General features: G+C 71.5%; 10 protein-coding genes. 7 read left to right on the forward strand and 3 right to left on the reverse strand.

Features of this window, described 5'->3' with window-relative positions; translation table 11 throughout:
- Positions 1-113: 113 nt before the first annotated feature.
- Together AC07CM_RS20740 and AC07CM_RS20745 are read right to left on the reverse strand one after the other, a co-directional pair.
- Positions 114-1,025, reverse strand: a complete 912-nt coding sequence (locus tag AC07CM_RS20740) for a carbohydrate kinase family protein (RefSeq protein ID WP_478877879.1) — start codon at positions 1,023-1,025, stop codon at positions 114-116.
- Positions 1,022-2,245: a LacI family DNA-binding transcriptional regulator gene (locus AC07CM_RS20745; RefSeq protein ID WP_478877880.1), complete on the reverse strand. Its 1,224-nt coding sequence runs from the start codon at positions 2,243-2,245 to the stop codon at positions 1,022-1,024. Before AC07CM_RS20745 ends, AC07CM_RS20740 begins: the two co-directional genes overlap by 4 nt.
- Before the next feature lie 190 nt (positions 2,246-2,435).
- Between AC07CM_RS20745 and AC07CM_RS20750 the strand changes: the two genes are divergently transcribed.
- Entirely contained in the window at positions 2,436-2,861 is a 426-nt protein-coding gene (locus tag AC07CM_RS20750; protein WP_478877881.1) for a Rieske (2Fe-2S) protein, read from the forward strand.
- 32 nt (positions 2,862-2,893) lie between these two features.
- Here the strand turns inward: AC07CM_RS20750 and AC07CM_RS20755 are convergent, their stop codons facing one another.
- The gene (locus AC07CM_RS20755; protein ID WP_478877882.1) at positions 2,894-3,841 is read right to left on the reverse strand and encodes a hypothetical protein; all 948 of its coding nucleotides are present in this window, start codon (positions 3,839-3,841) and stop codon (positions 2,894-2,896) included.
- Positions 3,842-4,262: 421 nt separating this feature from the next.
- On the opposite strand from AC07CM_RS20755, the gene uvrC reads away from it, so the two are divergent.
- The 6 genes from uvrC to gap all read left to right on the forward strand — a co-directional run bounded on the left by uvrC (position 4,263) and on the right by gap (position 13,852).
- Positions 4,263-6,329 carry an excinuclease ABC subunit UvrC gene (gene uvrC / locus AC07CM_RS20760; RefSeq protein ID WP_478877883.1) on the forward strand — a complete coding sequence of 689 codons (2,067 nt, stop codon included), beginning with the start codon at positions 4,263-4,265 and terminating at the stop codon, positions 6,327-6,329.
- Entirely contained in the window at positions 6,326-7,315 is a 990-nt protein-coding gene (gene rapZ, locus AC07CM_RS20765; protein WP_478877884.1) for an RNase adapter RapZ, read from the forward strand. The genes uvrC and rapZ overlap by 4 nt, the downstream gene beginning before the upstream one ends.
- The gene (locus tag AC07CM_RS20770) at positions 7,312-8,406 is read left to right on the forward strand and encodes a gluconeogenesis factor YvcK family protein (protein ID WP_478877885.1); all 1,095 of its coding nucleotides are present in this window, start codon (positions 7,312-7,314) and stop codon (positions 8,404-8,406) included. Before rapZ ends, AC07CM_RS20770 begins: the two co-directional genes overlap by 4 nt.
- A complete protein-coding gene (gene whiA / locus AC07CM_RS20775; protein ID WP_030642347.1) occupies positions 8,397-9,386 on the forward strand; it encodes a DNA-binding protein WhiA in 990 nt (329 codons plus the stop codon). Before AC07CM_RS20770 ends, whiA begins: the two co-directional genes overlap by 10 nt.
- Positions 9,387-9,537: 151 nt before the next feature.
- Entirely contained in the window at positions 9,538-12,525 is a 2,988-nt protein-coding gene (locus AC07CM_RS20780) for a M14 family metallopeptidase (RefSeq protein WP_478877886.1), read from the forward strand.
- Positions 12,526-12,844: 319 nt separating this feature from the next.
- Complete coding sequence (gap, locus tag AC07CM_RS20785) at positions 12,845-13,852, forward strand: type I glyceraldehyde-3-phosphate dehydrogenase (protein WP_201839016.1); 1,008 nt, start codon at positions 12,845-12,847, stop codon at positions 13,850-13,852.
- Positions 13,853-13,996: the final 144 nt, after the last annotated feature.

Consider the following 13,996-nt stretch of genomic DNA (forward strand, 5'->3'; position numbering starts at 1 on the left):
CGCTCGTTCCACCATCAGCCACCCTGGCCCTGCGGCTCACCCGGGCCCACGGACCGCGGGTCCGGTCGAACCTTGACAAGACCAGAGAGGAATCCAGCACCCGCCGGCCCGGCTCAGAGCTCGCCCAGCTCGGCCGCGTACGGGGGTTCCGCTCCCGCCCGCGAGCAGGTGATCGCCGCCGCACGCGCCGCGAACCGCAGCAGCCGCGTCCAGCCGTCCCCGCCCAGGGCGGCGAGCGCCGCCGGAGACAGCGCGTCCTGCGCGGACAGCCCGTGCAGCAGGGCCGCGTTCACCGTGTCACCGGCGCCGATGGTGTCCACGACCTCCACCTTCTCGCCCGGTACGGAGTACTCCGCGCCGTCCCGGGTGAAGACGGTCAGGCCGTCACCGCCCCGGGTGACCACGACGGCCGGCGGTCCCTCGGCCAGCCACTCGCGGGGAGTGCCGCCCAGCCACTCGGCGTCCTCCGCGGACAGCTTCAGCAGCGTCATCGAGGGCAGCCAGCTCTTGAACCGCGCACGGTAGGCGTCCGGGTCCGGGATGAGACCCGCCCGGACGTTGGGGTCGAGGGCCGTGAACAGGCCCTGCCCGGCGGCGGTCCGCATCAGCTCCTCGTAGGCGCTCGCCCCCGGTTCCAGGACGAGCGAGCAGGTGCCGAAGGACACGGCGCGCGTGTCGGCGGGGAGGCCGGCGGGGGCGGCGAAGAGGCGGTCGGCGGTGCCGTCGACGTAGAAGGAGTAGGCGGCCGAGCCGCCGGTGTCGACGGTGGCGACCGCGAGGGTGGTCGGCTCGGGGCCGCGCTGCACACCCGACACATCCACCCCGGCCCGCCGCAGCCCGTCGAGCAGGGCCTCACCGAAGGCGTCGTGCGACGTGCGGGAGCAGAAGGCGGTCGGGGAGCCGAGGCGGCCGAGGGCCACGGCCGTGTTGTACGGGCCGCCGCCGAGCGCCGGCTTCAGGTCCGCGAGGGCACCCCGGCCCTGCGGTACCAGGTCGATCAGTGCCTCACCGGCGACGACGATCACGAGGCGGTTCCCTTCTCGGACAGCGCGGATGGTTCGGTCGTGCGGCCGGGCGCGGCCGGCCGGGGGCCTTCGGCCCGGTCCTCCGGACACCCGCAGGAGCTGCGGTGGACGAAGGCGCAGGGCAGCCTCACGGTCCGGGCGGGCCGGTCGGGTGCGGCGAGCCGGTCCAGCAGCACCCGGACGGCCTGGGCGCCGATCTCCCTGCTGGGCTGGGCGATGGCGGTGAGCCGGGGCGAGAACAGGTCGGCCCAGGCGAAGTCGTCGAAGCAGCCCAGAGCGATGTCGTCCGGCACGGCCAGGCCCTGTCGGCGCAGGGCGCGCAGGGCGCCGATGGTCATGGCGTTGTTGGCGGTGACGAGCGCCGTGGGCGGATCGGGGAGACAGAGCAGGGCGGCCGTGGCCCGTTCGGCGCCGGCGGACTCGGAGTTGCCGGACACCACGAGCTCCTCGTCATGGCCGAGGCCCGCCGCGGCGAGGGCCTGGCGATGGCCGGTGATGCGCTCACTGGTGGTGCTGAGCCCGGGCAGCCCCGCGACCAGGCCGATCCGGCGATGACCGAGTCCGGCGAGGTGGGTGACGAGCCGGGCCATCGGCTCGACGTTCTCGGCACAGACCTGATCGAAACGGCCCTGACCGAAAAGCGCCTCATCCGCCGATGCGTGACCGGGCGAGGCCTGATCGGCCGAGCCCCGACCGGCCGGAACCGGATCCGGGGTGTCCTGAGCCGACATGTCCTGATCGGGGTCCGGTGCGCCCACCGCGCGGCCACCGCTCGGGAGCACCCGGTCCAGGAACACCGTCGGCACGGCATGGCGGCCGAGGTAGTCGAGGAGATCGTGCGGCTCGGCGGAGGGGGCGACGATCATGCCGTCCACCCTGCGCTCGTGGAGAAGCTGGACGACCTTGCGTTCGTGCGCGGGGTCGTCGTGCGGGTCGGCGATGAGGAGGCTGTAGCCCGCCTCCAGGGCCTCGGCCTCGACGCCCTGGAGGATCTCCGTGAAGTACGGGTTGCTGATCGCCGACACCGCGAGGCCGATGGAGCGGGTGCGCGAGGTCACCAGGGAGCGGGCGAGGGTGTTGGGCGTGTAGCCGAGCGCGTCGACGGCGTCCAGCACGGCCCGGCGGGTGTGCGGCAGCACCGGCCGCGTGCCGTTGAGCACGTGGGAGACGGTCGCCACGGAGACACCGGCGCTCCGGGCGACGTCGGCCATGGTGGGCATCGGCGCTCCTCCCTGAGTCGCATGAGCCTGTCGGCCGGGAAGTTACCTCAATCCCGGACCCGCGTAAACGCTTGCGCAAGCGTTTACGCGCCCTGTCCGCCGTCCTCGCTCACCGCTCCCCGCTGCGAACCCGGCCGGCCCGCACCGGTATCGTGCGGCGCGCACAACCCCCTGACCAGTGGAGATCCTGATGCCGGCCCGACCGTCCGCGAGCCGTCGTACCGTCCTTCGAGGAGCCGCCGTGGCCCCGGTCGCGGGGCTCGGACTGGCCGCCTGCTCGGCCCCGGGAGGCGCCTCGGCCGACGCCACCCCCACCGCGCCGGTCGACCTCGGCGCCGAGACCGAGGTCCCGAAGGGCGGCGCCAAGGTCTACCGGGACCGGAACGTCGTGGTCAGCCGGGACGCGGGCGGCGCGCTCAAGGCGTACAGCACGATCTGCACACACGCGGGGTGCCCCATCAACAAGCTCCAGGGGACGACGCTGATCTGCCCCTGCCACGGCAGCCGGTTCGACGCGGTGACCGGCAAGGTGGTCCAGACACCGGCCACCGAGCCGTTGAACGAGCTGCCGGTCAAGGTCGCCAAGGGCAGGATCATCGCCGGTCCGGGTGCCTGAGCGGCCCGTCGAGCGGGCCCTCGGTCAGGCGCTCAGTCCCAGTCCCAGGCGATGCCGACCAGCCCGGGCCGTATCCGGGACTCGACCACGTGGACGCTGTGGTGCGGCCCGCTGACCGGCAGCTCGTGCCGGCCGCTGCGCGGGGCCGCGGGTGAGTGCTGGGTGAAGCGGTGGCAGCGTGCCGGCAGCGCGGCCCCGTCGAAGCGCACCTGGAGCGCGTACTGGCCGCCCGGGAATGCGAACCGGTGGCCGTACTCGCGGCAGACTCCCGCCGTGCCGTCCTCGACGCCGTACCGGAAGAGGAAGGTCTCGCCCGTGCGCAGCCGGGTGCCGAAGAGGAGCTCGGCCACCAGCACACCGGTGTCCTGGTCCAGCCGGACGCGTCCCGTGCGGCAGTTCTCCAGGGCGTGCACCTTCATGGCACGCGGGCTGCAGCCTGGGTCGCCCTGGTGGACGGCGAGGAAGCGGTCGACGCCGTCGCGGTGGGCACGCACGATGTGGTGGGACTCGCGCCCCGACAGTTCACGGCGGGCGCCGATCCGGACGCGCTCGTGGTGGCCAAGGGTGTGCAGTCCGCCGTCGAGGGCCCAGCCCAGCTCGCCCTGGAGCCGGTTCAGGACGTCGGAGGCCTCGACCTGGGAGCGGTAGGAGCGGACCGAGGGGCGGCCGGCGGAGGCGGCCTCGTCGGCTTCGGTGAGCAGCCGGATCAGGGACTCGTCCGGCAGCTGGAGGATCTCCTCCAGGGCCCGTACGGCGCGCAGCGACTCGGGGCGCTGTGGGCGGCGGGCGCCCTGTTGCCAGTAACTCAGACTGGTGACCCCGACCTTGACCCCGTGGCGCGAGAGATGGTGCTGCACGCGCTGGAGCGGCAGTCCGCGGGCGGCGATCGCGGCGCGCAGCGCCACGTGGAAGGGGCCGCCCCGCAGGGCCAGGTCGAGTTCCGCGGCGGGGACGTCCGCGTGCTCTGTGGCGTGCCGCATGCACAGGGGCCTTTCTGTGAGGTCACGGCGGCTGGTCGGGCCGCCCGTGCGGGTGTGGGGCCGCCCCCGTGGGCGCCGAGGACGCCCCTGTCTGTGCACGCCGCGTCCGTACGCCGACGTGCACGGCCCCGAGTTCCCCCGCATTGAAGCGTGTTGACCAGACCCCGACAACACCTCGGGTCCGGTCGCCGCGCACTCCTGGCCGACCCGCGCCCCCGCAGGGCACGTGGACTCGGGGCCGTACGGTCCGCGGCGGCGCCCGCCCGGGTGTGTCGGGGAGGGCAGCATGGCCGGAAAGCTGCCCCGAGGGGGCCGCGGGGTGACGGGACCGCCTCGACGTGCGGCGGAAGGGGCGGTCGCGCCGGTGGGCGTTGTCCACAGGCCCGACGCGGTGTCGGTGCTCGCCAGTAGGGTGTGAGACATGGCCGACCCCTCCAGCTACCGCCCCAGGCCGGGTGAGATCCCGGACTCTCCCGGGGTGTACAGGTTCCGTGACGAGCACCGCCGGGTGATCTACGTCGGAAAGGCGAAGAGCCTGCGCCAGCGCCTGGCGAACTACTTCCAGGACCTGGCGAACCTGCACCCCCGCACCCGGTCGATGGTGACCACCGCCGCGTCCGTGGAGTGGACCGTGGTGTCCACGGAGGTCGAGGCGCTGCAGCTGGAGTACTCCTGGATCAAGGAGTACGACCCCCGGTTCAACGTCAAGTACCGCGACGACAAGAGCTACCCCTACCTCGCGGTGACGATGAACGAGGAGTTCCCGCGCGTGCAGGTGATGCGCGGTCACAAGAAGAAGGGCGTCAGGTACTTCGGTCCGTACGCGCACGCGTGGGCCATCCGGGACACCGTCGACCTGCTGTTGCGGGTCTTCCCGGTGCGCACCTGCTCCGCCGGTGTCTTCAAGAACGCCGCCCGCACCGGCCGCCCCTGTCTGCTCGGCTACATCGGCAAGTGCTCCGCCCCGTGCGTCGGCCGTATCACCCCCGAGGACCACGGGGACCTGGCCGAGGAGTTCTGCGACTTCATGGCCGGCCGCACCGGCACCTACCTCCGCCGTCTGGAGAAGCAGATGACGGAGGCGGCCGAGGAGATGGAGTACGAGCGGGCCGCCCGCCTGCGCGACGACATCGAGGCCCTGAAGAAGGCCATGGAGAAGAACGCGGTCGTGCTCGCCGACGCGACCGACGCCGACCTCGTCGCCGTCGCCGAGGACGAGCTGGAGGCGGCCGTGCAGATCTTCCACGTGCGCGGCGGCCGGGTGCGCGGCCAGCGCGGCTGGGTGACCGACAAGGTCGAGGAGGTCACCACGGGTGCCCTCGTCGAGCACGCCCTGCAGCAGCTCTACGGCGAGGAGACCGGGGACGCCGTCCCCAAGGAGGTCCTGGTGCCGGCCCTGCCCGAGCCGGTCGAGCCGGTCCAGGAGTGGCTGACCGGCCGCCGCGGGTCCAACGTCTCGCTGCGCATCCCGCAGCGCGGCGACAAGAAGGCGCTCATGGAGACCGTGCGGCGCAACGCCCTGCAGGCCCTGGCCCTGCACAAGACCAAGCGCGCCTCCGACCTGACCACCCGCTCGCGGGCGCTGGAGGAGATCGCCGAGGCCCTCGACCTGGACAGCGCCCCGCTCAGGATCGAGTGCTACGACATCTCGCACCTGCAGGGCGACGACGTGGTCGCCTCCATGGTCGTCTTCGAGGACGGCCTGCAGCGCAAGAGCGAGTACCGCCGCTTCCAGATCAGGGGCTTCGTCGGGCAGGACGACGTCCGCTCGATGCACGAGGTGGTCACCCGCCGCTTCAGGCGGTACCTCGCCGAGAAGGAGAGGACGGGGGAGTGGACCGACGGGGAGGAGGCCCTCACCGACGGTGACCCGCTGAACGGCTCCCTCAAGGACGACGACGGCCGCCCCAGGAAGTTCGCCTACCCGCCGCAGCTCGTCGTGGTGGACGGCGGTCAGCCGCAGGTCGCGGCCGCCCGGCGGGCGCTGGACGAACTGGGCATCGACGACATCGCCGTGTGCGGCCTCGCCAAGCGCCTGGAGGAGGTCTGGGTGCCCGGCGAGGACGACCCGGTGGTCCTGCCCCGCACCAGCGAGGGCCTCTACATGCTCCAGCGCGTCCGCGACGAGGCCCACCGCTTCGCGATCACCTACCAGCGCACCAAGCGGGCCAAACGCTTCCGCTCCAGCCCCCTGGACGACGTGCCCGGCCTCGGCGAGACCCGCAAACAGGCGCTCATCAAGCATTTCGGCTCGGTGAGGAAGCTGCGGTCCGCCACAATCGAGCAGATCCAGGAAGTGCCCGGCATAGGCCGGAAGACGGCCGAGACCATTGCAGCGGCCCTCGCCCGGGCGGTTCCGGCCGTACCCGCCGTGAACACGGCGACCGGAGAGATCATTGATGACGAGGAACCCGACATGACGGGGGGTTCCTCGGGGGAGCCCGTGACCGCGGGTGTCCCGGACGAACGACGGGGGCAGGAGACATGACCGAGCACGACGCACAGCCCGCAGCCGACCGAGAACAGACGGGCGAGGGGGAGCCGCAGCAGGCGGCTCAGGAAAACGGAGCACAGGTGAGTACGGACGGCACGGCGGCCGGGGCCCCCGAAGCGGCCATCCCCGAGCTGGTGATCATCTCCGGCATGTCCGGCGCGGGCAGGTCGACGGCCGCGAAGTGTCTCGAGGACCTCGGCTGGTTCGTCGTGGACAACCTTCCGCCCGCCCTGATCCCCACCATGGTGGAGCTGGGCGCCCGCTCCCAGGGCAACGTGGCGCGGATCGCCGTGGTCGTGGACGTGCGCGGCCGGCGCTTCTTCGACAACCTGCGCGATTCCCTCGCCGACCTCGACACCCGGGGCGTCACCCGCAGAATCGTCTTCCTGGAGTCCTCCGACGACGCCCTGGTGCGCCGCTTCGAGTCGGTGCGCCGCCCGCACCCCCTCCAGGGCGACGGCCGCATCGTGGACGGCATCGCGGCCGAGCGCGAGCTGCTGCGCGAGCTGCGCGGCGACGCCGACCTGGTGATCGACACCTCCAGCCTCAACGTGCACGAGCTGCGCGCCAAGATGGACGCGCAGTTCGCCGGCGAGGAGGAGCCCGAGCTGCGGGCGACCGTGATGTCCTTCGGCTTCAAGTACGGCCTGCCGGTCGACGCCGACCTGGTCGCGGACATGCGGTTCCTGCCCAACCCGCACTGGGTCCCGGAGCTGCGCCCGTACACCGGCCTCAACGAGGAGGTCGCCGCGTACGTCTTCAACCAGCCCGGCGCCAAGGAGTTCCTCGACCGGTACGCCGAGCTGCTGCGGCTGATCGCGGCCGGCTACCGGCGCGAGGGCAAGCGGTATGTGACCATCGCCATCGGCTGTACCGGCGGCAAGCACCGCTCGGTCGCGATGTCGGAGAAGCTCGCCGCGCGCCTCGCGGCCGAGGGCGTGGAGACGGTGGTCGTGCACCGGGACATGGGACGGGAATGACGGAACGTACACCGCGGCTGAGCAGGCTGCGCCGGGTGGTCCCGGAGGGCCGCTCCGGCCGCGCCGCGGCCGCTGTGCGGGCGGGCCGCCAGGCCGAGGCCCGCGGCGCCCGGGCTCGCCGGCGCGGCGCCCAGCCCAAGGTCGTCGCGCTCGGCGGCGGCATGGGCCTGTCCGCCTCGCTCGCCGCACTGCGCCGGATCACCGGCGACCTCACCGCCGTCGTCACGGTGGCCGACGACGGCGGCTCCAGCGGGCGCCTGCGCGACGAGCTGGGCGTGCTGCCGCCCGGCGACCTGCGCAAGGCGCTGGCCGCGCTGTGCGGCGACGACGACTGGGGCCAGACCTGGGCCCGGGTCATCCAGCACCGCTTCCAGTCCAAGGGCGACCTGCACGACCACGCGGTCGGCAACCTGCTCATCGTCGCCCTGTGGGAGCAGCTCGGCGACCATGTGCAGGCGCTGGACCTGGTCGGCAAGCTGCTCGGCGCGCACGGGCGTGTGCTGCCCATGTCGGCCGTGCCGCTGGAGCTGCAGGCGCTGGTGAAGGGGCACGACCCGGAGCGCCCGGAGGACGTGGACACGGTCCGCGGACAGGCGACCGTGGCCCTCACCCCCGGAGAGGTGCAGTCCGTGCACCTCGTGCCCCACGACCCGCCCGCCGTCCCGGAGGCCGTGGCGGCGGTCCTGGACGCGGACTGGGTGGTGCTCGGCCCCGGCTCCTGGTTCTCCTCGGTCATCCCGCACCTGCTCGTCCCCGAGCTGCTGGACGCCCTCACCGAGACCAAGGCGCGCAAGGTCCTCTCGCTGAACCTCGCCCCGCAGCCGGGAGAAACCGAGGGCTTCTCCCCGCAGCGTCATTTGGAGGTTTTGGGGCGACACGCCCCTAAACTCGCCCTGGACGTGGTGCTGGCCGACGAGGCCGCCGTGCCCGACCGCGACTCGCTCACCGAGGCCGCCAAGCGGCTCGGAGCCGCGGTCGAGCTGGCGCCGGTGGCCCGGACCGACGGAAGCCCCCGGCACGATCCGGAGCTGTTGGCCGCCGCGTACGACCGTATTTTTCGGATGCATGGAAGGATCGGCCCATGGCGATGACGGCAGCGGTGAAGGACGAGATCTCCCGGCTCCCCGTCACCCGGACCTGCTGCAGGAAGGCGGAGGTCTCCGCCATTCTGCGGTTCGCCGGCGGCCTCCACCTGGTGAGCGGACGCATCGTGATCGAGGCGGAGCTGGACACCGCGATGGCGGCGCGCCGGCTCAAGCGGGACATCCTGGAGATCTTCGGTCACAGCTCGGAACTGATCGTGATGGCGCCCGGCGGACTGCGCCGCGGCTCGCGGTACGTGGTGCGCGTGGTCGCCGGCGGCGACCAGCTGGCCCGCCAGACGGGCCTCGTCGACGGCCGGGGCCGGCCGATCCGGGGGCTGCCCCCGCAGGTGGTCTCCGGGGCCACCTGTGACGCGGAGGCGGCCTGGCGCGGGGCCTTCCTGGCGCACGGCTCGCTGACCGAGCCCGGCCGCTCCTCCTCGCTCGAGGTGACCTGCCCGGGCCCGGAGGCCGCGCTCGCGCTGGTCGGCGCCGCCCGCCGCCTGTCGATCGCCGCCAAGGCCCGCGAGGTGCGCGGGGTGGACCGGGTGGTCGTACGCGACGGTGACGCGATCGGTGCCCTGCTCACCCGGCTCGGCGCGCACGAGTCCGTGCTGGCCTGGGAGGAGCGCCGGATGCGGCGCGAGGTGCGGGCCACCGCCAACCGGCTCGCCAACTTCGACGACGCCAACCTGCGGCGCTCGGCCCGCGCCGCCGTGGCCGCCGGTGCCCGGGTCCAGCGGGCCCTGGAGATCCTCGGCGACGAGGTGCCCGAGCACCTCGCGGCCGCCGGCCGGCTGCGCATGGAGCACAAGCAGGCCTCCCTGGAGGAGCTGGGGGCGCTCGCCGACCCGCCGCTCACCAAGGACGCGGTCGCCGGCCGGATCCGCCGGCTGCTGGCGATGGCCGACAAGCGAGCCTCCGACCTCGGCATCCCGGGCACGGAGGCCAACCTCAGCGAGGAGCTGGCGGACAACCTCGCCGGGTGATCCGAAGCCGTCCAACTCGCCGGTGCCGGCGCCCATTCGGGTGGTCGGCACCGGCGTTTGCGTGTCCATGAGGCGCTCTTGACTCGATCATGCAGTGACATGAGCCTGGCAACCAGTTCGTCGCCGTGGCGAACCACCGCTAGGGGGGTTCATGAGACACAGAGCGAGATCGATCCTCGCTGTCGGCGCGCTCCTGATCGGGGGAGCGAGCCTCGCACCCGTGGCCCAGGCACAGAGCGCCAGTTCCCCGAAGTCCGCGGCTGACGACGGCCCCGAGGTCAAGGTCTTCCGGGCCGACGTCACTCCGAAGCAGGTACCCCTGCTCCTCAAGGCGGGCCAGGACGGCCACGAACTCGGCGAGCGGGCGGCCGGGAACGGGAAGACCACCGTCGAGGTCTACCTCACCGACAAGCAGGCCCGGAAGCTCGAGCAGCAGGGTGTGCACCTCACCGAGCACACCCTGACGGCCAGGGCCGCGACACGCGTCGAGAACGCCTCCGAGGGCGTGTTCCGGCCCTACAGCGGAAGCGGCGGCCTGAAGGAGGAGATCCTCCGGACCGCGCAGGCCAACCCGGGCCTCACCAAGGTCGAGTCCATCGGGCGGACCGTCAACGGCCAGGACATCCTCGCGCTCAAACTGACCAGGAACGCGAAGAAGTCGAAGGACGGTTCCAAGCCGTCGGTGCTCTACATGTCCAACCAGCACGCGCGCGAGTGGATCACGCCGGAGATGACCCGGCGCCTGCTGCACTACTACCTGGACCGCTACAAGAGCGACAAGCGTGTCAAGCGGATCGTCGACTCCACCGAACTGTGGTTCGTGCTGTCGGCCAACCCGGACGGCTACGACTACACGTTCAAGGACTCCACCACCCGTCTGTGGCGCAAGAACCTGCGGGACGTGAACGGCGACGGAGTCATCGGCACGGGCGACGGCGTCGACCTCAACCGCAACTTCCCCTACAAGTGGGGCTACGACGACGAGGGTTCGTCACCCAACCCCACCAGCCAGACCTACCGCGGCGCCAGTCCCGAGTCCGAGCCGGAGACCAAGGCCCTCGACGGCTTCGAGAAGCGCGTCGGCTTCACCTATGCCATCAACTACCACTCGGCCGCGGAACTCCTCCTCTACGGCGTCGGCTGGCAGGTCGCCACCCCCACCCCGGACGACGTGCTCTACGAGGCGCTCGCCGGCACCCCCGACAACCCGGCCATCCCGGGCTACCGTTCGCAGGTCTCCTCGGAGCTGTACACCACCAACGGCGAGGCGGACGGTCACGCCTCGAACGTCAACGGCATGGCGATGTTCACCCCGGAGATGTCCACCTGCGAGACCGCGTCGAACGCCGATCCGAACGACGCCTGGAACCCCGACGACTGCCAGTCGGTCTTCAATTTCCCCGACGACGAGAAGCTGATCCAGCAGGAGTTCGAGAAGAACGTCCCGTTCGCGCTCTCCGTCGCCGACACCGCCGCCCACCCCGACCGTCCGGTCTCCTCGGTCGGCCTGAGCGCCGCCGACTTCACCCCGGCCGCATTCTCCACGTCGTACTCACGGGGAGCCGAGCAGGAGGTCTCCGTCGTCGTCCGCAAGGCGGTCCGGGACAAGGAACTCAAGTACCGCGTCAATGGCGGCCGTACGCGCGACCAGGCGCTCAGGCACTGGAAGGGCGGTCGGACGTACGGCGGCGAGGACGACCTCTACTTCGACGAGTACCGGGCCAAGGTCCGCGGCGGCGAGCCGGGCGACAAGGTCGAGGTGTGGTTCACCGGCACGACGAAGAGCGGGTCGAAGAGCGGGACGATGAGCGGCAAGAAGGTCTCCAGCTCCCACTTCACCTACACCGTCGCCGAGCGGCCCAGGGCCGACACCCTCGTCGTCGCCGAGGAGGGCGCGGCCGCCGCGCAGGCGCGCACGTACGTGGCCGCGCTGAAGGCGAGCGGCCACCGGGCGATCGTCTGGGACGTCGCCGCACAGGGTGCGCCGGACGCGCTCGGCGTGCTCGGGCACTTCAGGACGGTCGTGCACTACTCGGGCGCGAGCGGACCGGGCAACGCCACGCAGCTCCAGCTGCGTGCCTACCTCAACGAGGGCGGCAGGCTGATCGAGGCCGGCGAGCTGGCCGGCGGCAGCGTCGACCTCGGCGACGGCACCCTCTCGGACGACTTCAGCCAGTACTACCTGGGCGCCTACAGCCGTACGTCGACCAAGGGAGCCACCGGCTTCACCGGCACCGGCCGCCTCGACGGCTACACCGGCGCCCTCGGTGACGCGCCCGGCAACCCGCTGGACAAGGCCGGCACCTACGGCGTCACGTCCGAGGAGCTGCCGGTCGCGAAGTACCCGCAGTTCGCGAGCGCGGGAGCGGGGCAGTTCGCCGGCACAGTCAACCCGTACGGCCCGTACAGCGGCTCCTCCATGGCCGCGGCGGTCCACACCGACGACGCCTACAAGCGCCTCACCCGCACCATCGACCTCACCGGTGTCAGCGCCGCCGAGAAGCCGACGCTGAGCACCCGGCTGCTGTGGGACACCGAGCCCGGCTACGACCACGCGGTCGTCGAGGCCCACACCGTGGGCGCCGAGGACTGGACCACGCTGCCGGAGGCCTCGGGGGCCACGAAGACGGCCGTACCGTCCGAGTGCGGGGCCGGGTTCCTGATCGGTGAGCACCCCTGGCTCGAGCACTATCTGACGCTCGCGGACAACTCCTGCACCGCGACCGGCACCTCCGGTTCGTGGAACAGCCTCACCGGCAGTTCCGGCGGCTGGCAGCGGGTGAACTTCGACCTGAGCGCGTACGCCGGAAAGTCCGTCGAGGTCTCCCTCGGCTACATCACCGACCCGGGCAGCGGCGGGCACGGCGTCCTCGCCGACGACGCCTCGCTCGTCGTCGGCGGCACACCGAAGGAGACCGAGGGCTTCGAGACGTCCCTGGGCGCCTGGAGAGTGGCCGGGCCGCCACCGGGCAGCCCGGCGGTCCTGAAGGACTGGACGCGGACCGGAACGCTCTTCCGGACGTACGGAGCGGTCACCACCGAGGACACCGTGCTGCTCGGCTTCGGCCTGGAGCAGGTGCCGTCGGCGGCCGACCGCGCGGCCCTGCTGAGGAAGGCGTTCGCCTCGCTCGGCAGTTGAGACGGAGTTACTCAACATGTGAGCGGGACCCTCTCTCAACGGTGCGCGAAAGTAGCACTCATCAGGTGAGCCGACCCGCTCACGAACGAGTGAAAAGAGCGCCAACGGGCAGCGGCATTCCGTAACAAAGAACGGCGAAACGACCGCCGATCCGAGGCGGTCCGTACCCTACTGGCCGGTACGGACCGCCTGCCCTTTTATGCGGCATCTCGATGTCACTCCGGGGCCCCCGGAGGGGTAGGGTCGGGGGTGGTCGGGGACATCCCAAATACAGCTCGCCGGCACCGCATGGCCGGCGTACCAACGAGGAGATCGGTTCGTGACGATCCGCGTAGGCATCAACGGCTTCGGCCGTATCGGGCGTAACTACTTCCGCGCACTGCTGGAGCAGGGTGCCGACATCGAGGTTGTGGCTGTCAACGACCTGGGTGACACCGCGACCACCGCTCACCTGCTCAAGTACGACACCATCCTGGGCCGCCTCAAGCAGGAGGTCTCCCACACCGCCGACACGATCACCGTCGACGGCCACACCATCAAGGTGCTCTCCGAGCGCAACCCGGCCGACATCCCGTGGGGCGAGCTGGGCGTCGACATCGTCATCGAGTCGACCGGCATCTTCACGAAGAAGGACGACGCCGCGAAGCACATCGCCGGCGGCGCGAAGAAGGTCCTCATCTCGGCCCCGGCCAAGGACGAGGACATCACCATCGTGATGGGTGTCAACCAGGACAAGTACGACCCGGCGAACCACCACGTCATCTCCAACGCCTCCTGCACCACCAACTGTGTGGCCCCGATGGCGAAGGTCCTGGACGAGAACTTCGGCATCGTCAAGGGTCTGATGACGACGGTGCACGCGTACACGAACGACCAGCGCATCCTGGACTTCCCGCACAAGGACCTGCGCCGCGCCCGTGCCGCCGCAGAGAACATCATCCCGACCACCACCGGTGCCGCGAAGGCCACCGCCCTGGTCCTGCCGCAGCTCAAGGGCAAGCTCGACGGCATCGCCATGCGCGTCCCGGTCCCGACCGGCTCGGTCACCGACCTGGTCGTCGAACTCGGCCGCGAGGTCACCAAGGAAGAGGTCAACGCCGCCTTCCAGAAGGCCGCCGAGGGCGAGCTGAAGGGTCTCCTCGACTACACCGAGGACCAGATCGTCTCCTCCGACATCGTCAACGCCCCGGCGTCCTGCACCTTCGACTCCTCCCTGACCATGGTCCAGGAGGGCAAGAACGTGAAGGTCATCGGCTGGTACGACAACGAGTGGGGCTACTCCAACCGCCTCGTCGACCTCACGGTCTTCGTCGGCAACCAGCTCTGATCGGCCGCAGCGGGCAGCCGATGCGTCAACGCAGGGCTCGGGGGAGGGACCACCTCCCTGTCCCAACCCCCCCGTCCGTGTACACCCCCCCCCCCCACCCCCCCCAAGCGAGACCCCCCGGAAAAAAAAAACCCCCCCCAAGGC

The sequence above is a fragment of the Streptomyces sp. NPDC044061 genome (assembly GCF_056434305.1).

Bases quoted from the DNA above. Each gene is read 5' to 3' on its own strand.
- AC07CM_RS20745 (WP_478877880.1), bottom strand. From the start codon at position 2,245: ATGCCCACCATGGCCGACGTCGCCCGGAGCGCCGGTGTCTCCGTGGCG.
- AC07CM_RS20750 (WP_478877881.1), top strand. From the start codon at position 2,436: ATGCCGGCCCGACCGTCCGCGAGCCGTCGTACCGTCCTTCGAGGAGCC.
- AC07CM_RS20755 (WP_478877882.1), bottom strand. From the start codon at position 3,841: ATGCGGCACGCCACAGAGCACGCGGACGTCCCCGCCGCGGAACTCGAC.
- uvrC (WP_478877883.1), top strand. From the start codon at position 4,263: ATGGCCGACCCCTCCAGCTACCGCCCCAGGCCGGGTGAGATCCCGGAC.
- rapZ (WP_478877884.1), top strand. From the start codon at position 6,326: ATGACCGAGCACGACGCACAGCCCGCAGCCGACCGAGAACAGACGGGC.
- AC07CM_RS20770 (WP_478877885.1), top strand. From the start codon at position 7,312: ATGACGGAACGTACACCGCGGCTGAGCAGGCTGCGCCGGGTGGTCCCG.
- whiA (WP_030642347.1), top strand. From the start codon at position 8,397: ATGGCGATGACGGCAGCGGTGAAGGACGAGATCTCCCGGCTCCCCGTC.
- AC07CM_RS20780 (WP_478877886.1), top strand. From the start codon at position 9,538: ATGAGACACAGAGCGAGATCGATCCTCGCTGTCGGCGCGCTCCTGATC.